At 58.0% G+C, this 20716-nt stretch carries 21 protein-coding genes and 1 pseudogene; 9 read left to right on the forward strand and 13 right to left on the reverse strand.

What is annotated here, in order from left to right; all coding sequences use genetic code 11:
- Positions 1-16: 16 nt before the first annotated feature.
- Positions 17-2320 carry a DUF262 domain-containing protein gene (locus tag ACIQUG_RS34475; RefSeq protein WP_402326893.1) on the forward strand — a complete coding sequence of 768 codons (2304 nt, stop codon included), beginning with the start codon at positions 17-19 and terminating at the stop codon, positions 2318-2320.
- 45 nt (positions 2321-2365) lie between these two features.
- On the opposite strand, the gene ACIQUG_RS34480 is transcribed toward ACIQUG_RS34475, so the two are convergent.
- Genes ACIQUG_RS34480 through ACIQUG_RS34495 form a run of 4 tightly spaced genes read right to left on the reverse strand, consistent with a single transcriptional unit; the run spans position 2366 to position 8606 of the window.
- Positions 2366-3202: a phosphoadenosine phosphosulfate reductase family protein gene (locus tag ACIQUG_RS34480; protein ID WP_402326894.1), complete on the reverse strand. Its 837-nt coding sequence runs from the start codon at positions 3200-3202 to the stop codon at positions 2366-2368.
- On the reverse strand, positions 3199-6507 hold the full coding sequence (locus ACIQUG_RS34485; protein ID WP_402326895.1) for a hypothetical protein: 3309 nt from the start codon (positions 6505-6507) through the stop codon (positions 3199-3201). Before ACIQUG_RS34485 ends, ACIQUG_RS34480 begins: the two co-directional genes overlap by 4 nt.
- A complete protein-coding gene (locus ACIQUG_RS34490; protein WP_402326896.1) occupies positions 6504-7427 on the reverse strand; it encodes a DUF4007 family protein in 924 nt (307 codons plus the stop codon). The genes ACIQUG_RS34485 and ACIQUG_RS34490 overlap by 4 nt, the downstream gene beginning before the upstream one ends.
- Positions 7428-7436: 9 nt before the next feature.
- A complete protein-coding gene (locus ACIQUG_RS34495; RefSeq protein ID WP_402326898.1) occupies positions 7437-8606 on the reverse strand; it encodes a cysteine desulfurase family protein in 1170 nt (389 codons plus the stop codon).
- A 64-nt stretch (positions 8607-8670) separates the two neighbouring features.
- Between ACIQUG_RS34495 and ACIQUG_RS34500 the strand changes: the two genes are divergently transcribed.
- Positions 8671-9171, forward strand: a complete 501-nt coding sequence (locus tag ACIQUG_RS34500) for a hypothetical protein (RefSeq protein ID WP_402326900.1) — start codon at positions 8671-8673, stop codon at positions 9169-9171.
- A gap of 31 nt (positions 9172-9202) precedes the next feature.
- Here the strand turns inward: ACIQUG_RS34500 and ACIQUG_RS34505 are convergent, their stop codons facing one another.
- The 7 genes from ACIQUG_RS34505 to ACIQUG_RS34535 all read right to left on the reverse strand — a co-directional run bounded on the left by ACIQUG_RS34505 (position 9203) and on the right by ACIQUG_RS34535 (position 14514).
- Positions 9203-9946, reverse strand: coding sequence for a class I SAM-dependent DNA methyltransferase (locus ACIQUG_RS34505; RefSeq protein ID WP_402326901.1), 744 nt, complete (start codon positions 9944-9946; stop codon positions 9203-9205).
- The gene (locus tag ACIQUG_RS34510) at positions 9943-10509 is read right to left on the reverse strand and encodes a class I SAM-dependent methyltransferase (RefSeq protein ID WP_402326902.1); all 567 of its coding nucleotides are present in this window, start codon (positions 10507-10509) and stop codon (positions 9943-9945) included. Before ACIQUG_RS34510 ends, ACIQUG_RS34505 begins: the two co-directional genes overlap by 4 nt.
- Positions 10510-11121, reverse strand: coding sequence for a TauD/TfdA family dioxygenase (locus ACIQUG_RS34515; protein WP_402326905.1), 612 nt, complete (start codon positions 11119-11121; stop codon positions 10510-10512).
- Positions 11111-12193, reverse strand: coding sequence for a nitroreductase family protein (locus ACIQUG_RS34520; protein WP_402326906.1), 1083 nt, complete (start codon positions 12191-12193; stop codon positions 11111-11113). Before ACIQUG_RS34520 ends, ACIQUG_RS34515 begins: the two co-directional genes overlap by 11 nt.
- A complete protein-coding gene (locus ACIQUG_RS34525; protein ID WP_402326908.1) occupies positions 12190-13254 on the reverse strand; it encodes a SagB/ThcOx family dehydrogenase in 1065 nt (354 codons plus the stop codon). The genes ACIQUG_RS34520 and ACIQUG_RS34525 overlap by 4 nt, the downstream gene beginning before the upstream one ends.
- Before the next feature lie 15 nt (positions 13255-13269).
- Complete coding sequence (locus ACIQUG_RS34530) at positions 13270-13497, reverse strand: hypothetical protein (RefSeq protein WP_402326909.1); 228 nt, start codon at positions 13495-13497, stop codon at positions 13270-13272.
- 423 nt (positions 13498-13920) lie between these two features.
- Positions 13921-14514, reverse strand: a complete 594-nt coding sequence (locus ACIQUG_RS34535; RefSeq protein WP_402326911.1) for a hypothetical protein — start codon at positions 14512-14514, stop codon at positions 13921-13923.
- A 297-nt stretch (positions 14515-14811) separates the two neighbouring features.
- Between ACIQUG_RS34535 and ACIQUG_RS34540 the strand changes: the two genes are divergently transcribed.
- The 6 genes from ACIQUG_RS34540 to arsH are packed head-to-tail and all read left to right on the forward strand — an operon-like array spanning position 14812 to position 18331.
- Positions 14812-15165 (forward strand): ArsR/SmtB family transcription factor, encoded by a 354-nt coding sequence (locus ACIQUG_RS34540; protein ID WP_402326912.1) that lies wholly within the window; start codon positions 14812-14814, stop codon positions 15163-15165.
- Positions 15162-15602 carry an arsenic resistance N-acetyltransferase ArsN2 gene (gene arsN2, locus ACIQUG_RS34545; protein WP_402326913.1) on the forward strand — a complete coding sequence of 147 codons (441 nt, stop codon included), beginning with the start codon at positions 15162-15164 and terminating at the stop codon, positions 15600-15602. The genes ACIQUG_RS34540 and arsN2 overlap by 4 nt, the downstream gene beginning before the upstream one ends.
- A 15-nt stretch (positions 15603-15617) precedes the next feature.
- Positions 15618-16145: an arsenate reductase ArsC gene (locus ACIQUG_RS34550; protein ID WP_402326915.1), complete on the forward strand. Its 528-nt coding sequence runs from the start codon at positions 15618-15620 to the stop codon at positions 16143-16145.
- Positions 16145-17203, forward strand: a complete 1059-nt coding sequence (arsB, locus tag ACIQUG_RS34555; RefSeq protein ID WP_402326916.1) for an ACR3 family arsenite efflux transporter — start codon at positions 16145-16147, stop codon at positions 17201-17203. Before ACIQUG_RS34550 ends, arsB begins: the two co-directional genes overlap by 1 nt.
- A 2-nt stretch (positions 17204-17205) precedes the next feature.
- The gene (gene arsC / locus ACIQUG_RS34560) at positions 17206-17628 is read left to right on the forward strand and encodes an arsenate reductase (glutaredoxin) (protein ID WP_402326917.1); all 423 of its coding nucleotides are present in this window, start codon (positions 17206-17208) and stop codon (positions 17626-17628) included.
- The gene (gene arsH / locus ACIQUG_RS34565; protein ID WP_402326922.1) at positions 17603-18331 is read left to right on the forward strand and encodes an arsenical resistance protein ArsH; all 729 of its coding nucleotides are present in this window, start codon (positions 17603-17605) and stop codon (positions 18329-18331) included. The genes arsC and arsH overlap by 26 nt, the downstream gene beginning before the upstream one ends.
- A gap of 83 nt (positions 18332-18414) precedes the next feature.
- On the opposite strand, the pseudogene arsK reads toward arsH, so the two are convergent.
- Both arsK and ACIQUG_RS34575 read right to left on the reverse strand, forming a co-directional pair.
- Positions 18415-19612, reverse strand: a pseudogene (gene arsK, locus ACIQUG_RS34570) (arsenite efflux MFS transporter ArsK).
- Positions 19613-19631: 19 nt separating this feature from the next.
- On the reverse strand, positions 19632-19973 hold the full coding sequence (locus ACIQUG_RS34575) for an ArsR/SmtB family transcription factor (RefSeq protein ID WP_402326919.1): 342 nt from the start codon (positions 19971-19973) through the stop codon (positions 19632-19634).
- A 43-nt stretch (positions 19974-20016) separates the two neighbouring features.
- Between ACIQUG_RS34575 and ACIQUG_RS34580 the strand changes: the two genes are divergently transcribed.
- A partial coding sequence (locus ACIQUG_RS34580) for a DUF6428 family protein (protein WP_402326920.1) occupies positions 20017-20716 on the forward strand: 700 nt, incomplete at its 3' end.

The raw sequence follows: 20716 nt of genomic DNA on the forward strand, positions 1-20716 counted from the left end.
ATTTTCTGGTGACCTTATGAAGAAGATTGAAGACTTATTCCGCGCCCAAGCCGCAAGCCCAACGGAGACAATCGGTTTGTTTAACGGAGCGGTAGGCTTCCGTGTACCCGAATATCAGCGTCCTTACGATTGGGCGCGAGACAACATCACGCGTTTGTTTTCAGACTGTTTGAATGGATTTCACCGGCTTGGTACTAGCGGCAACGCTGATGCATTCACATTCCTTGGCACGCTGATTTTGGTGAAGGATGAGAGACAAGAAGCTTCTTTTGGGGGAGTGTCGGTTGCGATCGTGGATGGCCAACAGCGGCTAACAACGCTGACGCTACTCGCTTGTGCGTTGGTTGAACGCATGACGCTTCTGAGCAAAAAGATTGATACCCTTCCTTTCAGCGAGGCCGCGAGGGGCTGGTTGAAAGCCGAAGTCGAAGACTGGATCCGCGAGCTTACTGAATGTGCTATCGGCTCGCAAAAACTCAAAGGACACAAAACCTATCCATTCCCCCGGATAGTCCGGGCAGGTGACCAGCGCGGCAAGTCGGCCGCTGAGGCAGAATATCGCTCCGCACTAGGCAAGTTTCTCAATAGCTTCGGCGAATACGTCAATGGCGACGAAGGCGAATTCCAGCCGCCCTCGCTCGGATCAGGGTCAGAAGCATCGAAACTTGGCGATAATTTCAGCCTCATCCGCGAACTGATCAAGAGCTTAAACGATCCGGAATGGTATGAAACGGCCGAATGCGAAATCGTGCCGATCGAATGGATAAGCCGCGCTGGATACCGCGCCTTGTTCGAGCGTCTCAACGACACTCTGCACTCTGACTCAGATCAGAACAGCGCTCTTAGCGAACTAATCAAAACCAGCGCAGCTCAAGACCTTGTTCGGACACTCTTGTTCGCGGCTTATTTCTCTCGGTGTATTGTTCTCACCAGAGTGATCACTGATGACGAGAGTGCCGCGTTCGACATTTTTGATGCACTCAATTCGACTGGAGAGCCGCTCACGGCGATTGAAACTCTCAAGCCGCGAGTCATACAGTACGAGAACGGAAGGGGTGGCTATGGCGGATCGGCCTCAGAGGAGCAGTTTGCGCGGCTTAAGCGCTTTGTCGATGAAGCCTACCCCGAAACCGCCGCTAAGCAGAGCGAAACTAAAGCGTTGATTGTAAGCTTTGGTCTATTGATCGAAGGCCAGAAGCTTGCCGAAAATCTCTCTGCACAGCGCAACTTCCTCCGCACCCGATATGATAAGGCAGCATCCGTGTCACGGGAGAATGCCCAAAGATTTGTGCGTCAAATCGCGGACGTTGCGGAAGTGCGCCACCAATACTGGACAACCCACGGCATCGAAACGCTTGCCAATTTCCACGACCAATCGAGGCTTGATGAAATTCAGCAGCTCGTTGCCTTCCTGAATGCGACGAAGTCCAATTTGGTCCTGCCAATCATCGCCCGCTATTGGCGACCCGATCTGAAGCAGGCGGGGGATGAAAAGTTTCTGCAAGTGATACGGGCTGTCACTGCCTTTCTTGTCTTAAGGAGGGCGGCTACAGGAACGACCGCGAGCATTGACAGCGATTTTCGCGCGATCATGGCCCCGCTCGGCACGAATAAATTTGGATTGAACGCGGGGGTCGATAAAACCAATGCTCTCATGGATATATCGGCACTTCGAGCTGCATTCCGGACACTTCTCGCCAAGTCAAAAGCGAAAATTGCGGAGCGAGAAAAATGGATTAGTCAAACCATCGACAACCCGCTTTATCAGCAGTCCAAGGAGATTGCTCGCTTTATGCTCTTGATCGCCGCCGACGGCGCACAACCATCGACGACTGAGCTGGGCTGCTGGAACAAGATTGGCGTCAAGTCGAGCGCCAACGATGTATATCTGGATTACAAGACCTGGCGCAGCCCCAATTATGCTACCGTCGAGCATGTCGCACCCGACAGCGAACAACATCTCGATTGGGACAAAGACATCTACAAGAATTCAATAATTAGGCACACACTCGGAAATCTTTGCTTGCTACCGGCCAAGGAGAACGGCGCCATTGGAAACGGCAGCTGGGCCAAGAAGCGGCTGTTTTATCGCGCCCTCACGGAAACGACCGAGGCAGGTCAACAAGCGCGGTTCGAGGAAGCGGCTGCGCAAGGTATGAAGTTCAGCAATTCAACTCGGCAGATACTTAAAGATGCAAAGCGACTGCCATTACTAGATCCGCTTGTCATGGTAGACGAGTGGACAGTAGCAACGATCAGCGCTCGTGGCAGAAACATCGCTGGCCACGTCTGGGATCGGTTGTGGCCGTGGTTATCCTGAGCAGATCCCCATACCGGAAATAACTGCAACTTCATGCCGCTAACTTTATTTATGACATACGATGCAGCTGCTCGACATTTCGTCTAAGCCGTAAACGTCGTCGACGGTTTCGGCGGCGGCAGACAAGGGATTGATCCGCCGACCGCGGCGCAACCGCTCCCGGCGTTTCTCGTAATCCGCCTTGATCTGTTCGACCCGTTCGGGCGAGATCAGATCCGTCAGACTTTCGCCTTGGCTCCATGTGAACGGCGAGCCGTCTCGTAGCGCTGTCTTTTCATAATCGACGGCCTCGGCGAAGCGATCTGGATGGTGTTCAGCGAGCCGAACCCATTCGATCTTCTGCTGATAGAAGCAGAATGTGCACCCGGACCGGGAACGCCATTGATAGTAGGCCGGCTCACCGACATCTGACTGCTCGAGTATCTCGATGACGCCGGTACGATCGACTCCTGCTTCACGAAGCGGAAGATGCACCCGCATGTTTGGGTGTGTAGCTTGATAGCCCTCGCGACTTGGCTCATCGGCGCGGATAGCGACGTAGGAGTGCACGAGCGTCCCGGCTTCCAGATCCTTTTGCAGCCAATGCTCCAGCGGCCGGAGTTTCAGCTGTCGCGTGCACCAGCGGGTGCGGGGTGAGGGAAGAAAATTGCCGTACTCGTCCAACCAGAAATCAAAGTCGCGATCGGGGTTAAGCCGCTGGATCGGCCGACCCAGAAAACCTTCGAGCTTGTCGAGGAAGCTATAGACCTCAGGCAGTTCCTTACCGGTGTCCGTGAAGAAATACTCGATCGGCAGCTCTGGATGATGCTGCCGCATGTAAACGGCGAGCGCGGCGCTGTCGCGTCCGCCCGAGAGACCGAGGATGTGACGTTCCCCACTCATTGCCTACCAACCTCATCTTCGCCATCGGCTGCCATTATCGCGACTGCACGCGCCAATGCAGCAAGCTGCAGTCGTCCACTCTTGTTCTCTGATCTGAGCGAAGCCACCAGTCGATCAGCGATCCCCGCGGCGGACACCTTTTCGCTTTCGCTCAGTTCGAAGCTGCGCATCAACGGCGGCGTTTTCGGGTCGAGGCCTACGACAAGCGCAAGGGCCTCTGTCTGGGAGCGTCGATCTCGCACGATCGCCAGAGCCTCAAGCTCCCGGAAACGCCGCCCGTATCGCGCAATTTCCGTCAAAGCTTCCTGCCGGTCTCTGTCCGTCCAGTTCCGGGCGGGGCGATGCAACAAAACGCTGACAGTGCTCTCGATGTCACCTTTTCCGAGCTCCATCGCTGCGACGCGATCTGCAAAGGCGTCGAAATTGTAATCGTTGGTCAGGCCTTTCAGCACCGATGCGCGTTCCGCAATTCCAGCGAAAGTGGTGGCATCGATGCCGAGCGCCTTTGCAAGTGCCAGACGCAACTCCTCGAGCAGCGCCGGATAGCTCGCTTCAGCCGCTTGGAGGGCATGGTAGACGATCTCCGGGGCAAGCTTTTCACCGAGAGCAGCCGGAAGGTCGTCAAACAAGAGACGCTCTGGATCGTCTGCCTTCATCACGACCCCGCGGATTTTCACGGCCAAAGGATCAAGGTTGGTCGTACGTTTTGCGAATTGTGAGAGCTCTTCAAATCGCTGAAAGAGAGCTGCGGCGACGGGCAATGACGCGCCGTGATGGTCGACGCCGAGCAGCTGCGCGAGGCCACTGAGAAACGCGGTTTCGCGCACGGACCGGTCAATCCGCCGCAAACGGAAGAGACCAGGCTTCTGCAAAAGCTTGTCGACGACGACGTCATCGATTGCTATTTGATACACCCCGTCGATATAGACAGCGACGCTCTCGCGCTTGGCAAGCATGTAGGCAAGCGCCAATACCGGCATGACGCCGGCTTTGATGCCATAGGGCGGCCCAGCCCACTCCGCATAGACAGCATCGAGAGAATTTTCGCCCGCAAGGTCGATTACATCCCACGCAGGGCGGAGCGATGCTCCTTCTTGGCTATCGTCCGGTTCCGAAAAACCAAACACGCCGGCCTTGATCTCTTTGTGCAGTCCGAACGGTCGAAGCAAGGTAAGATAGAGGCCGAGCTCTGCAGGATACTGGGTCATTCCCAGCTGCTCATGCACATACGAGTTGACCATTGCGTGAGCCAGCTCGCGCAAAGCTGCCATCGAATTCGATGACGGTTTGTCGCGCTGGAGCAACTCGCTCTTGATAATCGGCGCCTTGGAGAAACCCGCGTCAGCCAGCGCACTTGCAACGACCGTCAACGGCGCGCGAACGGCTTGGCTCGGGTGAGGCGCCAGGTACCAACTTGCGTTCTCAAAAGCCGTTTCGAGCGCGCGATGAAGCTGATCGATGCAGTGGGATTGTCTCGCGGCAATCTCCCGCCTTGCGATCCGGTCGCCCTCCAGCTGCGGGTGCTCCCGGAAAACGCGCTCGACCGCCAACAACTCCGCGGCCGTTGACCGGAGGGCAAAGCTGTCATTTGCCCCGCCTACGGCAATCACACGCCCCTTAGTCTCTAGCGCCTTAGCCGCCTTATGGGCCAGTTGGTCGACGGATTTCGTCGTCAAAGAACCGTCGCCGAGAAGCAATAGCAAAAGGCCACTGCCATGAACCGGGCGGGCTAGAATGCCGCTCGTCAAAGACTCGATCGTGTCGTTCGGGCCGACGACCTGCAGCGCTATCTCAAAAGTCCTCAGCGCGCCTTTCTGGAAGTAGTGCCGTTTGGCCGTGGCAAAGCCCAAACCGACGCGGCGCGGAATGTCCGCGAGCTCAAGTGAATCCGCCGGTTGGATAGCCCGGCCAATGGCTTCCTCAAGATCGAAGTCGCTGCCGGCAAACAGCGCATATCCGCCAAGGCGTGGCTGCCGTATCAGGATAGCCCAATCGACGAGATCCTTGATCGCTCCGCTGATCGCTTTGTTCCCGAAGCCGGGTACCGACGCGCTCAAAAAGTCGTCTGCGAGCACGACGCCAGAACCGTTACGGAAGAACTCGATGATCGCCGCCGCTTTCGTCAAGGCAACATGCAAACCGGTTCCTTTGACGCCGGCCCGCTCGATTGCTTCGAATGCGAGGCTGAAGCGGTTGCCGTCCACACCTGCGGTAAGGGCCATTCCGAAGTTGGCAGCAAGATAATCCCAGAGCATCGCAGGGTCGTAGGTCCCGCCCTTAAAATCGGTCGTCTCCAGAAACTCCTTGAAGCCGGAGGGTTCGGCGGAACTCAAAAAACCGAAGACGCTCCGCTCGTTCTGGGCAAACCGCGCCCTCGAGATCGGTCCAAGCAGAAGCGCGCTCACCGGGTTAAGAGGCCATGTCTGCGCAAGCGCTTCCGCCAGCACATCAACGTCAGTCGGGCGGCGTTTGGCGACAGCTTCAGCAACAGTGCGGGCGCTTGACGCATCGTGATCTGGGCGCTCAGCGGCTATGGCCCGGCCGAGGAGCGCAACTGTTTCGTCCGCACCCGAAAGAAATGCGATGTCCTGGTAGCGGCCTTGAACCTTACGCCACTCCTGGCGCGCGTCGCGCGAAGCGCGCGCCGTGTACTGGTCGAACGACTGGTGGAGAATGCCAATGACGACCAAGCGGCCGTTGCTTCGCGAGGCATGCTCGGCGAGATCCTGCAGCAGATGGACGTCGCCGCCCTCGAGTGCCTCGTGCTCAAGAAGTTTGCCGAGTTCGTCGAGGATGAGGAGGGTTCCGCTGGACGCGCCTTCGCCGCCCGCTATCAAAGCTTTGATGAGTCGGTCATCGCTTGCTGCGAACTGTGTCGCGGCGTCCGCCGACCAATTGAGCGCATTACGTGCGGCTTCGACGACAGCGTCCCGGAGGCGTGTCCGACTGCCGGTAACGGCGACGACTTTCCAGGGGCCGCTGGTTTCCGGGAACGCCTGGTTGAACAGCGTTGAAAGAGGCTCCCCCGCAATATCGCGAGCAATTTTCCGGTTCTTCTTCGCGCCGGCGACGAGGTTCGCAAGTAGCAAAGCAGCGCTCGACTTGCCACCGCCATAAGGGCCGGTCCAAGTGTAGGCGCTTTGATAGTGGTCTCGCTGGCTCTCCCCAAGAGTGCGAAGAGCTTTTGCCACACTTGCCTGTAACACGTATCCGACCAACGGCGGCGTGCCGTTCAAGTCGGCATCGAGCCGGGCCGATCGCGCGAAGCGGCGATCGATGGAAACAATACTGGCAAGCTTGCTCATGCTGCGATCTGACGGTCCGGTTTGCGAGGATAGGCGAGAGAAAGAACCGTCGTCGGATCGAACTCGGCCGTGCGTTGAATCTGGCGAAGACCGGCTGTGTCGACCCATTGCCACGCGCCTGCCGTCAGATCGTCAAGCCGCATCAGCCGAGAAACCACGCTGTCTTCGTCGAGTTTGAAAACGCGGCCTGGCGAGCCTGCTCCATAACAAATCTGTTCAGCCGTCAATGTGGTCGCGCCGCCGGATCGTTCCCAGAACTGACCAAGCGCGAACGCGAAAACGGCGTCATGCAGGCCAGGCTTAGGGCCACGAACAAACTCGTACCAGCCCCCAAGCCGAGCTTCCCGGATCAACGCCAGCTCGGCTAACAGAGGCTCTGCCGCGTCTTCGTTAAGAGTATCTGCGCGCCGCACATAGCTGCGCAAAAAAACTTCGATATCGCGCTTGAGTGTTCCGCGCGTTGCCCGCCATCCGTTGTTCTCGACCAAGACCATAAGCTGGTCGAGCAACATCGCCGGATCAAACTCGATCGCGTTGAGCAAATTGAACGCGTAGTAGGCAGTTGTCGTCATCGCCGGCGTGCTAGCGATATGCCAATGAGCGAGCCAAATCGTGGATGATTGCTCGAGGAAGGGGTCGAGACCGTCGTCGGAGAGAATGGCGCGACCAAGCCCGGTTGGCGCAATCATGCGATCAGCCTCGGTGAAAAAGCCCGAGGCGAGAGCCCAATAGCGCATTGACACAGCCATATTGCGCCCAACGCCAAATCGGGTTATTGCATCTTGTTCCTGAAATGTTCTCGAATCGGCTCTGCCGCCAATTGCATCGAAGGCTTTCTTCAACCATAGCAGTCGAAGCGGGAACGTCTCATGTCCCGCAAACTGCCCTCTCGAATCGATCTTTATCGTAGCGCGTCCCATGACAGGACCTTACTGGTGAACCTCTCCAGTTTCAAGGCGAGACAGCGCGGCGGCATCAACAATGTGGCCGGCAGCGGTTAATATCTCTTCCGAATTCTGGTAGCGATTACAGAAAATCCGAATAACGCCACGAGCGTCTATTTCAGAAAGGCCAATAGATTCAAGAACATGAGAAGTCTTTATTTGTCCTGAGGTGCATGCCGAGCCCGTTGAAAGCGAGACGTGGCGCGCGATGCGGGCGCAGAGCTCGTCCGCATCGACGCCGAAGAGCTGGATGGACGCCGTGCCTGGAGCCGTGGGCGCGTTGCCGCTTACCTTCCGGAGACGAAGCTGCCGTTGTTCAAGCGTCTCAAGCAACCGCTCGATCAACACCGAGCAGTGCTCCTGGTCGGATGAAAGCCGGTGTTTTGCAACACGAGCTGCGGCGCCGAAACCTGCAATCAGTGCGACCGGCTCAGTTCCGGATCTCAGGCCGCTTTGTTGGCCACCACCCCAGGTTAGGGGAACCGGCTTTGGCGCCGATGCCGCAATATAGAGGGCGCCTATGCCCATCGGACCATAGCATTTGTGTGCCGAAAGAGTGAGGTAATCCACATCAAGATCGACGACATCGACGTCGATCTTGCCGGCGGCCTGTGCCGCATCGCTATGGAAGAGCGCGCCGCTCTCATGCGCCAAGGCAGCAGCTTCCTTGACCGGCTGAATAACACCGGTCTCGTTGTTGACCATCATCACGGATGCGAGGAGGAGATCTTGGTCGACGAGCCGCGCAAATTCGGCGAGATCAAGCCGACCGCGGCGATCTACGGGAGCAATGCTGACTTCAAACCCTTTGGACCGCAAGGCGTGTGCAGGCTCCAACACAGCCTTATGTTCCACAGCCGAAACGAGGACGCGTTTCCGTTTAGGTTCGAGTCCGCGGGCCGCACGTGCCACGCCCAAAATGACGAGATTGTTGGCTTCGGTCGCACCCGACGTGAAGGTGATCTCGCTCGTCGCGGCGCCGATCAGGTCGGCAACCGATTCGCGGCCGTCGGCAATCGTGCGGGCGGCAATCTCGCCTGAAACGTTGGCCGAACCGGCATTGCCCGGTTGCGCCCAAACGGCAAGCATCGCCTCGCGAGCTTCAGGCGCAAGCGGTAGAGTAGCAAAACCATCGAGATAGATCGGATGCCCCATTTGAAAATCTTCCCGCACTAAGCCCGCATTCGATGCTAAAGAGAATCGAACGATGAGGTTTAAGATGTCGAACGGTATAGCCAATGAACCACAGGAAGAAAATTCCCATAATCACAGCGTCGGGGAACGTATCCGGATAGCTGATATCTATCGAGAGCAGTATGCGCACTTCCGTTCAATGAACGACATCTTGTACAAGATCCCTCCGCTTTTTACCGTCGCGCTGGGAGGTTTGTGGTATTTTGCGGCTTCTCAGCTGAAGACCGATCGAGTTGTGGCAGCGGGCATCTTCATCTTCTGTGTAATTCTGAGTATTTCGTTCATAAACATTATGGGAAGGTTTGGGCGAGCCTTCAACGGTTATCTCGATAATCTTAATAAGTTCGATGGCGAATATCGGGTGACCTTGAGGCCATCCGGCTGGCCTTCGACTGTAAAAACAATCCAACTTCTTCTTTGGGTTTCAGCGAGCGTTTCGATTATTGGCGCTGGCCATGCTATCAGGATGCAGCCCCTGCAATCGACGTCCGTCGGACTGACAGCCGACCGGCTTGTCAAACCCTAAGAACGGCATCTCATAGACACCCGCACCGTGTCTAGCTATACGCCACCCAAAAGGTGCGCCCTTCCTCATTCGGCAGATTGGCGTCTTGCGAAGCCTCAATGGCCTGGAAGCGTCCAAAGCCCGCATGCTTGAGGGCTGCCGAAAGATCGGTATCAGAATACGCTGCCTCTTCAATTATTGCGTCGTGCCTGGTCCAGAAGTTTACCGCGTCATTTGGTTTTTTGAACCAAGCCAGGGCAAAAGCGCCGCGAAGCGTTTGCCCATTCCAGCGGGGTGAACCGGCGACGACCAGATCATTCTCGATATAGGAAAGGCCGCCTTTCCACCGCGCCGCAAAGCCATCTGCGGTATTGACGTCGAATAGGAATAACCCGCCCGGCAAAATAGCTTTGCGCACATTTTCGAATAGGCGTGTTACGGCGTCGAGGGACAAGAGGTGATTTATGCTGTCGAACAGGCAAATGACGGCATCGAACTTTCGTTCAAAAGGTGTCGGCGCATTCATATCGAAAGGCTCAAACCGCCCAAGAGGAGCGTTGGCGCGCGCCCGCGCAAGCATTTCAGGTGAAAGATCGACCCCAGTGACTTCGTGCCCCTGCTCAAGCAAAAATGACGCGAAGCGACCGGGGCCGCAGGCAAGATCAAGGATCTTCAATCGCCTGTCGCCAACCTCCGACAGTGTCTTCGTAACGAAGGCACTGTACCGGCGCACGGAAATGTCGCCCATCAACCGATCATAGACGTCGGCGAACTGATCATAGGAGGGTTTCGTCATGTCGTGTGTTCCGTTCGCCATAGCGCATAGACCGCTCTGTGGCAATGAGTGCCGCCATCGCTATGGATTATGTCCGCGTTCCATGTGCACTGCAAAGAAGCGCCGAAGTTGGCAAGCCTGGAAAGAACCTCATCCTCAGTAGGGTGATAAACCCCGTAGTGGCGTTTGCTCGATGAGCGCGTGCTTGAAAGCCACGATAGGGCTAGCAGAGCGCCTGGCTTAGTCCATTGGCATAGCCTGCCCAGCATTGTGTCAACAGCGCCTCGGCCACCGAGCGAATGCAGCAAACCGAGTGCGAGCACGCAATCGAATTTGTGGTCGGGATTCAAGCTTTCGACGTGACCGTTCATCAATCTCACTTCGCCGCGAGACAGATCAGTCACCGAATGCCAGTAACCTCTCGGCAGCGGAAGTCTTGGATCGACGCCGTACACCGTATGCCCGCAATTTTCTGCGAGCCAGAAGGCGATTTCGCCATTGCCGCAGCCAACATCGAAGATCAAGCATGTGCGTGGCAGTGCGGCTCGGAGCAGTCTCTCGGTGTGCGCGTTGAATGGCTTCATTTAAGCGGCAATCCCGCCAAACCACATCCGGCGGATCACGCGTTCGCCTGAAAATGCCTCCCGGCAATGGGCGAAACTCCAGTTGTCTAAGAACAGACATTCGTTAGGCTGAAGTTCACCAACGCGGTGCGCCTGTGCTTGCACGTGGTTTGCCACAGCCGTATGCGCGCTTTCCCAATGCGCTGGCTCGGTGCCATCTACGGCATGCATGTAGTCCCGCCGATAACGCAATATCCAGTTTCCATCGCGGTCGTCTGCTGCGCGCGCAACACACCCGGCATTTTCGTTCCCGAAGAAGACTGGCCCGATCGCACCTAGCGATAGTGCCAAGGGCCGAAGATCGACCACGTGCAATGCTCCACCCGCGTCGGCTCTGAGCACCTCGATACACATCCAACGTGGCGGAATTTTCCAGAAGACGCCGTCGGTGTGAAAATCGAACTGTTTCCTGCTGGCGCGAAGCTGGCCTTTCGCTGCGGCCGAGGTAATTTCGACATCGCGCATCAGCGGCGCGTCATTCTCGATTTGCCTCGTCAACATCGAAAACTTTTCAGAATCGCTATGCCTCGAAAGGATCAGCCATCCGTTTTCGCGTAGGTCTTCAATCACCATTTAAGATCCCAGTTTTCGCTGGGCCGAGTTTCATGAAATACATGGCATCCCGGCGGCGGTCGTCTAACTGCAGAAGCTTGGCGCAATTGCTCTCGTGAACAGCCGGTGTGGGCCATCCAGCGAGGCCATACCGGTAAGCTGCTTGCAGGAGTTCTTGACCAATTTCGCCAAGCTGAATGACGAGGTTCACATAGGCACGCGCATGTCGGTAAACCCAGAGATATCGCAGCCAGTCGACAGAGATGAATACGCAGAAGCCCGCCCCGCCAATCCAATTCTGATGCTGGATGCAAGTCAGAATGTGGTCGTCCGGAATATCCCAGTCGATGGCCAGCAAGCGGTTGCCGTTCATGTCGTATTGATAGGCACCACGGCGCAGACCCTCGACACCCTGCACGACCACATATATTTCGAGCCATGTATAGAACGAATTCAGCAGAAAAAAAGGATCGCCGCTGCGCTTGGACGCGTCTGCGACGCGCACGTAGTGGGTCGCTTCCGAAAGGACTCTTGTGAATGTTTCCAGATCGACTGGCTCCGAGGAAAAGCTGCGGACGCTCCGTCGGCGCATCAACGCGTCGAGATCCGCGTCAGGGCGGCGGGGTTGTGGGGGCAATTCGATAATTGCCAACGGTGCTTTGACGAGATGGCGTGGTGGGTACGCGGATACATCTAGATAGTCGCTGATCGAGCTCCGACGAAACTCGATCAAATCATGGATGAGCGGATCTCCTTCGGTAGGTTCGAGGTAACGGAGGTTCTGCTGCGAAAAGGCCAGATAGGCCACGCGCGACCAACGGCGATCCTCCCAAAGACGCATGTTTGGCAATGAGGGGTCATCGGCCGGTATCAATATCCTATTTTCTAGGGCTGCATCTATCGCTTCCGGCATGATCCCACTTAACTCAGCCTCCTGGCGGCTTTTCGGGTCCAAGAAGAAGGCGGCTGCGTCAAAAACCTCGCGAGCAAGGTGCTTGAACCCTTCATTCTGCGACAACTCGACAGCCTTCCAACGCCGCTCTGCCGGCGTGACGAAAAAGAAGGGTGAGGTCGTCAAATACGGGCCGGTCACACGAGCGTTCCCACGAAGAGAGGGGGCTGACGGATTCGGTCGATGCCGATAGTCTCGCAAAGCTCCGAGTCACGGATTTTCTGGTAGGTATAAGTTTCGAAACCGATGGCAGTGGCAACGGTGCGATAGATCATCAAGGCGTGTCCGATATCGATAAGAACCGCACGCGAGGACCGCGCGTCGCGGTAACGCCACATGGCTCGCTCAACGAGGGATGTGAAGGTGATCAATCCGAATGGCGGGCGATCGAACTTCTGGAACAGGTCAAAGGTTGCCCGACGCAAAGCGGACCTGTGATCGCCCGGGCGAATGCAGTCGAGTCGGTGGTGCTCGACATTGTAGTGATAGGACCCGGGGGGAAGCGGCGAATTCTCAAACGCAGTGAAGAAAATCTCTGTTGGGTGGCGTGCGCCCCCCGAAGGTATGGTCTTCCTGAGAAAACTCCCTTGAACGTCGAACGGCTCGGTCGAGCGTTGGCCATAGCAGATGTCAAAAAACAGGCCGAGCCCAGGGATCGCGCGCCTGTCTTCCAGCGACATTCGATCAAGTGCTTCGTTGGCTGAGGCACCGGCATCAAGCCGCGGCGGCAGCTCTATGGAAAGCGATGCATCAAAATGCTGATAGATCGACGGAGGTGGAGAACTGTCGACATATGATTGCATCCTCCGGCGATCTATGTCGAAAGCGCCCGGATCGTTCATCTTCACGAACGGGTAGTCGCGGGTCGCCTCATGGAAGCTTGCGGCTTCCCCCCACCCAAAGCTCATCCACTCGTCGTATCGCTGGATGGAAGGATCCCCGTCGTTCTCGGGCACAATCACCCGTTCGACGATCAATCCGTCCAGCAGATCGACAGCGGCATCGGCACCGATCACGTCTGCCCAGCATTCAACGGCGTTCTCAGCAGTGAAGTGCTCCGGCAGCACAGTAAGCGCCCAGGCAACATCGGGACTTCTCTGTATGAGTGGTGATCGCGAGGCACTGGTTTCAATGATGAAATTGCGCCTTCCATCAATCGAAGAGGGATAGATCAAAAGCAGCGGATTTATGCGCAGTTGCATAAACGCACGCACCCGCTATTCTGTGGGGGCACTGCCATTTTGGATCAGCGCTCGTTCAACAACTTCAGGTCCGGCGCGCTCTATGAGCTTGTTGAGTTGCGGGCGTGAAATGGTGAAGGCGCCCTTCTCCGTTGGGGCGCTGCCGTTCTGAATAAGTGCCGCTTCGACCGCGTCTTTGCCGGCGCGTTGGATGAGATCATTGAGCTGCGGACGAGAAATCTTAAAATCATTCTTTTCGGCCATGATTGAGGCTCCGAAGACAAGGTTCCCTACAATCGCAGGTATAAACCCAAACAACACTTCTTTCAATATTCCTCTAGCAGCGCTTTCCTTTTTTCGGGGGCGCGTCCAGTATGCAGCTAGCAATGCCCTCCGCGCCGTTATGTGTCCCGCTGCCTTCCGTCCGCAAGACCGCCTCGATGAGTGCGCCCGAAATGACCGATAGTTGTGCTGCAGCTAAATTCGCTTCCCTCCGAACAGACAGTTCTCAAACGGGGCTGGCGCCATCGGAAACTGACAAACTGGAAAAATAGCAGCCGATCGTGCGTAGGCCTTGCGTGTTTTCGGACTGCGAATGTTGGCCGTCAAAATCATAGGAAGACTCTACGCCGACCCGCTGCGGTCATGGTCATGGCATGAGCTCGGTGCGGGCAACAAACTCGCCGATCACAGGAAACCCCGCAGCCGGTCGAGGGGCAGATGGCGCTCAGCGTCGAGAACATGAACGTAGCCGAAGCCGTGACGCTCGGCGTAGCTGGTCGCGAAATCGATCGCCTCTTCGAAGGGCACGCGCACGCGTAGGATACTATGCAGCCTGTGTACCGAGCCCTCTCCTTTGTCGGCCGCGTCGATGTCGGCCACGATCTGCCCGCCTACAGCTTTCACACGCACGTCGATTTTGCGGGAAATGCCCTGTGGTATGGAGACCGCCACCTTCACGCGGCCGGGTTCGTAAGACCAAACCGCACCTGTGCGATATGGCGCACCAGTGACACGGCCGCGCTCCTGAATTAGCTTGTAGCCCAAACCGCGCATGACTCTAGCGACACGCCAGCCAACAAACTGGCTTGCGGTATCGCGCTCTTCCTTGGTGGGCAGGCTTTGAATTATCGGGGCCACGTCGGCCGCGATTGCCTGCACGGCAGGCTTACCGATCCGGCTCAATGCACAATATTCAGGGATCATTTCGGGCAGCGCGATAATTTGCGTCAGGCGGGCGCCCGTTTCGGTAGTCTCGTAGTTGCCAAAGCGGGAAGCCATCGCACCACTCCTTTTGTGTACTACACAAAATATGCAGTCACATCGCATCAGATGTCAACTGCACATTGTGCGCAGTCAAATTCAACTATGAGGAAGAATTGTCGTCTTAAATTGGATAGTTGGTAGACTCTGATCGTAGGCGCGCCGGTTCGATTCCCATCAAGGCGAGGGATAGGTGATATCAGCCCTGAGTGGCATGGCACCGGCTAGCCGCGATATCCAGAATGCGACCACAACTGATTTACGACACAACGGCGGACCTATTGACAACCTCAATATATCTATTAGTCTGGATATATGGATAACTCAACCGCAATCGCGGCTCTTGCCGCACTCGCCCAATCTACCAGGCTCGAGACGTTTCGGCTTCTTGTTCGGCAAGAACCCGATGGCGTACCCGCCGGAGAACTCGCCCGCCTTCTCGATGTCCCGCAGAACACCATGTCCGCGCACCTGGCGACCCTGTCGCGTGCGGGCCTGGTGTCGAGTGAACGGCAGAGCCGTTCGATCATCTATCGGGCTGACCTTCAGGGACTGCGCGACCTGACTCTCTTCTTGTTGAAGGACTGCTGCGGCGGCTCGACCGAACTCTGCGCGCCGTTAATCGCCGAACTCACGCCTTGCTGCGCACCCGAGGTGAAGCCGTCATGAGCGACATCCGATTGGACCCAGTCCCGGGAAGCGATCCGGAACTGAAACTGGCGCTGTCGGCTTCCGGTCTTCCAACCGAGGACCTCGAAGACACAGGGCGTTCGTTTTTCAGGGCGGTTTCCTCCGATGGCGGCACGGTTGGCTACGCTGGCATCGAGGTGTGCGGCGACGACGTGCTTCTCAGGTCGATGGTCATCTTACCCGAGCATCGTGGCAAGGCGCTTGGAAAATCGTTGACCAGGGAAACGCTGAAGGCGGTCAATGTCAGCTCGGCAGTCTTTCTGGCGACGACCTCCGCCGCACCGTTCTTCGAAAGCCTTGGTTTCGTCGTGGTCGAGCGAGGCGATGTGCCGTCTGCCGTTCTCGCGACCCGCCAGCTTTCGGGCATCTGCCCGGCATCGGCAACGATCATGAAGCTCAGCAGACCTCCGACCTAACCACGGAACACAACCATGACCGACAAGACCTACAACGTGCTCTTCTTGTGCACGGGCAACTCCGCTCGTTCTATTCTCGCCGAATCCATCCTCACCAAGGAAGGCGGCGGACGCTTCCAGGCCTTCTCCGCGGGTAGCCAGCCCAAGGGCGAAGTCAATCCACATGCCCTGAAGGAACTGCAGGCGCTCGGCTATCCGGCGACTGGTTACTCTTCGAAGAGCTGGGATGTCTTCGCCGAACCCGGCGCACCCCAAATGGATTTCATCTTCACCGTCTGTGACAGCGCGCACGGCGAAGCCTGCCCGGTCTGGACAGGTCATCCGATGACGGCGCATTGGGGTGTCGAAGACCCGGCTGCGGTTGTCGGTTCCGAAGCCGAAATCCAGCGCGCCTTCGCGACGGCCGCCCGTTTCCTCAAGAACCGCATCATGGCCTTCGTTAGCCTTCCGCTGTCATCGATCGACCGTCTGGCGCTCGAAACGAAGCTCAGCCAGATCGGTGCGATGGAAGGCACGACGCGAACTCCGGGAAAGATGGCCTGATGTCGACGTTTGAACGCTATCTCACCATCTGGGTCTTCCTCTGCATCGTCGTCGGCGTCGCCCTCGGCCATCTGATGCCTACCGTTTTCCAGGTCATCGGCGCGGCGGAGATCGCCAAGGTGAACCTGCCGGTTGCCATCCTGATCTGGCTGATGATCATCCCGATGCTCATCAAGATCGATTTCCGCTCGCTGGCGCAGGTCAGCACGTACTGGCGCGGCATCGGCGTTACCCTTTTCATCAATTGGGCCATCAAGCCGTTCTCCATGGCGCTGCTCGGATGGCTGTTCGTCGGCTGGCTGTTCCGCCCCTATCTGCCGGCTGACCAGATAGATTCCTACATCGCAGGCCTGATCATCCTCGCGGCTGCGCCATGTACTGCGATGGTGTTTGTCTGGAGCAACCTAACCCGCGGCGAGCCGCTGTTCACGCTCTCACAGGTCGCACTCAATGATGCGATCATGGTCGTCGCCTTTGCACCGATCGTCGGATTGCTGCTCGGACTGTCGGCCATCACCGTACCGTGGGACACGCTCGTCCTGTCGGTCGTCCTCTATATCGTCGTCCCCGTCATCATCGCCCAGGTCCTGAGAAGGCGCCTAACGGCCGACGGGGCGACCAAGAGGCTGGATGCCATGCTGGCGAAACTGCAGCCGCTTTCGCTTGTCGCCCTGCTCGCGACGCTCGTTATCCTCTTCGGTTTCCAGGGCGAGCAGATTATCGCCCAGCCGACGATCATTGCGCTGCTGGCCGTCCCCATCCTCATTCAGGTCTACTTCAACTCGGGGCTGGCCTACCTCCTGAACCGGATGTCGGGGGAACGTCATTGCGTCGCCGGGCCGTCGGCGCTGATCGGGGCCAGCAACTTCTTCGAACTCGCGGTCGCGGCCGCCATCAGCCTGTTCGGCTTTCAGTCGGGCGCGGCGCTGGCGACCGTCGTCGGCGTACTCATCGAAGTGCCTGTGATGCTCACGGTCGCCTGGGCCGTGAACCGCACCAAGGGCTGGTACGAGGCAGCGCCCTCCGTCTCCCGGAACACGATTACCGAAAGGACATGACCATGGACATCACCATCTATCACAACCCCGCCTGTGGCACGTCACGTAACACACTGGAGATGATACGCGCGGCCGGGATCGAACCGACCGTGATCGAATATCTCAAGGCTCCGCCGTCGCGCGAAGTGCTGGCGAGGATGATCGCCGACGCCGGATTGACCGTTCGCCAGGCGGTCCGCGAGAAGGGCACGCCCTATGCGGAACTTGGTCTTGATAATCCGGAGCTAACGGATGACCAGTTGCTCGACGAGATGCTGAAGGACCCGATCCTCATCAACCGACCGTTCGTCGTCACGCCCCTCGGCACCAGACTCGCACGGCCGTCCGAGGTCGCGCTCGACATCCTGCCGGATGCCTTCAAGGGAGCCTTCTTCAAGGAAGACGGCGAACAGGTCCTCGATCAGGAGGGCAAGCGCGTTGTCTGAAACTTTTCCCGCATTGCAGGAGCGGCATCTTCGCCAGCCTGACGTCGAAGCGTTGCGGCCAGCGTTCTCGACGCACAAGCCGCGCATCCTGATCCTCTACGGCTCGCTCCGGGAGGTTTCCTACAGCCGCCTGTTGGCGCACGAAGCCAGACGTCTTCTCGAGCGCATGGGGTGCGAGGTGCGGATGTTCGATCCGAGGGGGCTGCCGCTTCCCGACGAGGCTCCGGCCAGCCATCCGAAAGTGCAGGAGCTGCGCGACCTCTCCCAGTGGTCGGAGGGCCAGGTGTGGGTTAGCCCCGAGCGCCACGGTGCAATGACAGGGATCATGAAATCCCAGATCGACTGGATTCCCCTGTCGCTCGGATCGATCCGCCCGACGCAAGGAAAGACACTGGCGATCATGGAAGTTTCCGGTGGCAGCCAGTCCTTCAACGCGCTGAACCAGATGCGCGTGCTTGGCCGCTGGATGCGGATGATCACGATCCCGAATCAGTCGTCCGTCGCCAAGGCTTACCAAGAGTTCGACGCCGACGGCAGGATGAAGCCCTCTTCCTACTACGACCGGGTCGTGGATGTCTGCGAGGAGCTCGTGAAGGTCACCCTTCTGACGAGGGACGCTTCGGCCCACCTGACCGACCGCTACAGCGAGCGGAAGGAACACGCGGCCGAACTGGAGAAGCGCGTGCACCTCAAGTCGATCTAAGGCGAAATGCTGTCAGCCGTGCCCCCAGAGGTTCGCGGCTGACAGCAACAAGATCAAAGCGTGGGAACGGCTGCGATCGGACTTCAGGCAACGCTGTCGCGACGAACCGACGAGGCGACAGCGACGAATGCCAGGATTCCGAGCGTACCCAGGACGGCGATGACGAAAAGCGAGACGGCGATCCCGAATTGATCCATTGCAGCCGCGAACGCAAACGGGGCGGCTGCGCCAGTCGCCAACCTTGCCGCCGCCATCTTTCCCGTAATCGCGCCATAGCCGGCGGACCCAAAGAGATAAAGCGGCAAGCTCCCTTGAGCGATGCTGTTGATCCCCGACCCAAGCCCAAGGCAGACGGCGAAAGCCACCGCACCTGGCAGCCAATTGCCCGACACCCCGAGTATCACCGCACTGACAACCATGAGCGCCGCGGAGATAATCGCAAGTGCGGGCGGCGACAGGCTCTTTCCGAAGACCATGTTAATCAGGCGGCTCATGACCTGAGCCGGACCGAATAAGGAGCCGATCGCGACCGCCGCACTGCCGAGTCCGATCGCGCCGAGCATCGGCACCATGTGAGCAAGGATTGCGGCCAGAGTGAAGCCCGAAAGCGAGAAGGCAAAGGAGACCAGCAACATCCCCCGACGACGCGCCTCTGGCTCGAGAGCGCCGACGACCATCTCGCGAGGTCTTGTCTCGCTCGTCTTGGAGCCCAGCCTTCCGGCACGCATGATCCAGTAGTGCAGGGGCATGCAGACGAGAAGGTTCAGGGCGGCGAACACCAGATAGATTTCCCGCCAGGTCAGATATCGGGTCAGTGTCGCGGCGATCGGCCAGAAGATGGTGGAGGCAAAGCCGCCGGTGAGTGTCAGATAGGTGATGCTGCGTGAAGCCGTTCGAGGTTCGCTTTCGACCAGTGTCGCGAAGGCCGCTTGGTACTGGACCATGCCGGAGGACACTTCGAGCAGGACAATCGCAAGGGCGAAAAGCGATACGGAAGGCGACCATGCACAGCGCCAGAGTGAACGCTGCAAGAGCCGACCCCAGCGTCATCACCGTCGCTGCACCGATCTTGTCCATGTGCCTGCCGATGAACGGAGCAGACAGACCGCCGATGAGCAGGGAGACCGAGAAAACGGCGAAGACCCGTTCCAGGCTGATGCCGAGGTCTTTGGCCATTCCGGGTGCGAGGATACTGAAGGAATAGTAGAGAGTGCCGTAGCCGATGATCTGCGTGACACCGAGAGCGGAGACGATGCCCGCTGGAACCTTGATCGTATGCAATGACGTAGTCCTCGGCGGCCTATGCTTCGCTCGGGCAGCAACCGGTGGATCGCTCGACCGAGCCGCGGATGCCGGGATGCCCCGCGCAGCAGTCTTCCATCAGAAAAGTCACCAGGTCGGCCAACGTGTCGTAACTCGCGCTGTAGACAATCGAGCGCGACTCTCGACGCTGGGCGATGAGACCGGAGCGCTCGAGTTCCTTGAGGTGGAACGAGACGTTTGATGGAGAGACGCCCATGAGTTCGGCAATCGCTCCGGCGGCCAATCCTTCAGGGCCGGCGACAACCAAGGTCCTCACAATGGAGAGCCGGGTCTCCTGTGAAAGCGCGGCGAAGGAAGAGAGGGCTTGACGGTCATCCATATTTCAATAATCCTTGAATCATTGAAATTGAGGATAGCCGCAAATGATCGCGATCGACAATAGCCAATCCGACAAAACTGATATCTCGCTAGGGGAGTTGCTCGGAAGAGCCGCCGAGACACCGGACCTGCCGTTGGTGTTCCTGTATGACGGGAGGGCCGTGAAGCCCGGCTATCACGTGACCGAGGTCAAGGCGGGTCAGTTCTCCGCGCTTGATTGCGGGGCGAACCCGGAAGCCTGGTCAGAAATCTTCGTGCAGCTGTGGGATATCGAGGAGGGCGATCGAACCCATATGACCGCGGGGAAGTTCTCGGCCATCGTCCGCAAGGTTTCCGAACACGTCCGTCTCGACGGTTCCGCCAAGCTGACCTTTGAAGTCAGCGATGGCGTCCGCCCGATACAGTTGTTCTGTGCCAACGATCCTGTTTCGAAAAACGGGGCCTTAGAGGTTGCGCTGACGCCGCGACCCGCCAGTTGCAAGCCGCGGGACCGTTGGTTGGCTGACTCGGCGTCAGTGGCTGCGGGCCGTCGGCCACCGGGGCATGCTGCGCTTGATGGCCTGAGGCAGGCTGCTTTTGAGCCGACTGGCCCGTACTTGACGAACCCGATCCACGGCTTGTTGCGCGAATGTTCCCGTTCTGTGCGTTTAAGATGGTGTAACGGGCTGACCCGGCCCGCCAGGTTTGAAGGGCCGGTGGTCGTCCCTCACAATGATGGTGTCGCGGAGTCAGGAGTGGCCTGCT

The sequence above is a fragment of the Ensifer sp. NPDC090286 genome, assembly GCF_044769565.1.
Taxonomy (GTDB): Bacteria; Pseudomonadota; Alphaproteobacteria; order Rhizobiales; family Rhizobiaceae; genus Ensifer.

Excerpts from the sequence above, each read along its gene's own strand:
- ACIQUG_RS34480 (WP_402326894.1), bottom strand. The coding sequence starts at position 3,202 with ATGAGTGGGGAACGTCACATCCTCGGTCTCTCGGGCGGACGCGACAGC.
- ACIQUG_RS34540 (WP_402326912.1), top strand. The coding sequence starts at position 14,812 with ATGGATAACTCAACCGCAATCGCGGCTCTTGCCGCACTCGCCCAATCT.
- ACIQUG_RS34535 (WP_402326911.1), bottom strand. The coding sequence starts at position 14,514 with ATGGCTTCCCGCTTTGGCAACTACGAGACTACCGAAACGGGCGCCCGC.
- ACIQUG_RS34515 (WP_402326905.1), bottom strand. The coding sequence starts at position 11,121 with ATGGTGATTGAAGACCTACGCGAAAACGGATGGCTGATCCTTTCGAGG.
- arsB (WP_402326916.1), top strand. The coding sequence starts at position 16,145 with ATGTCGACGTTTGAACGCTATCTCACCATCTGGGTCTTCCTCTGCATC.
- ACIQUG_RS34510 (WP_402326902.1), bottom strand. The coding sequence starts at position 10,509 with ATGAAGCCATTCAACGCGCACACCGAGAGACTGCTCCGAGCCGCACTG.
- ACIQUG_RS34575 (WP_402326919.1), bottom strand. The coding sequence starts at position 19,973 with ATGGATGACCGTCAAGCCCTCTCTTCCTTCGCCGCGCTTTCACAGGAG.
- ACIQUG_RS34500 (WP_402326900.1), top strand. The coding sequence starts at position 8,671 with ATGTCGAACGGTATAGCCAATGAACCACAGGAAGAAAATTCCCATAAT.
- ACIQUG_RS34530 (WP_402326909.1), bottom strand. The coding sequence starts at position 13,497 with ATGGCCGAAAAGAATGATTTTAAGATTTCTCGTCCGCAGCTCAATGAT.
- ACIQUG_RS34505 (WP_402326901.1), bottom strand. The coding sequence starts at position 9,946 with ATGACGAAACCCTCCTATGATCAGTTCGCCGACGTCTATGATCGGTTG.
- ACIQUG_RS34475 (WP_402326893.1), top strand. The coding sequence starts at position 17 with ATGAAGAAGATTGAAGACTTATTCCGCGCCCAAGCCGCAAGCCCAACG.
- ACIQUG_RS34495 (WP_402326898.1), bottom strand. The coding sequence starts at position 8,606 with ATGGGGCATCCGATCTATCTCGATGGTTTTGCTACTCTACCGCTTGCG.
- ACIQUG_RS34485 (WP_402326895.1), bottom strand. The coding sequence starts at position 6,507 with ATGAGCAAGCTTGCCAGTATTGTTTCCATCGATCGCCGCTTCGCGCGA.
- arsN2 (WP_402326913.1), top strand. The coding sequence starts at position 15,162 with ATGAGCGACATCCGATTGGACCCAGTCCCGGGAAGCGATCCGGAACTG.
- arsC (WP_402326917.1), top strand. The coding sequence starts at position 17,206 with ATGGACATCACCATCTATCACAACCCCGCCTGTGGCACGTCACGTAAC.
- ACIQUG_RS34550 (WP_402326915.1), top strand. The coding sequence starts at position 15,618 with ATGACCGACAAGACCTACAACGTGCTCTTCTTGTGCACGGGCAACTCC.
- ACIQUG_RS34525 (WP_402326908.1), bottom strand. The coding sequence starts at position 13,254 with ATGCAACTGCGCATAAATCCGCTGCTTTTGATCTATCCCTCTTCGATT.
- ACIQUG_RS34490 (WP_402326896.1), bottom strand. The coding sequence starts at position 7,427 with ATGGGACGCGCTACGATAAAGATCGATTCGAGAGGGCAGTTTGCGGGA.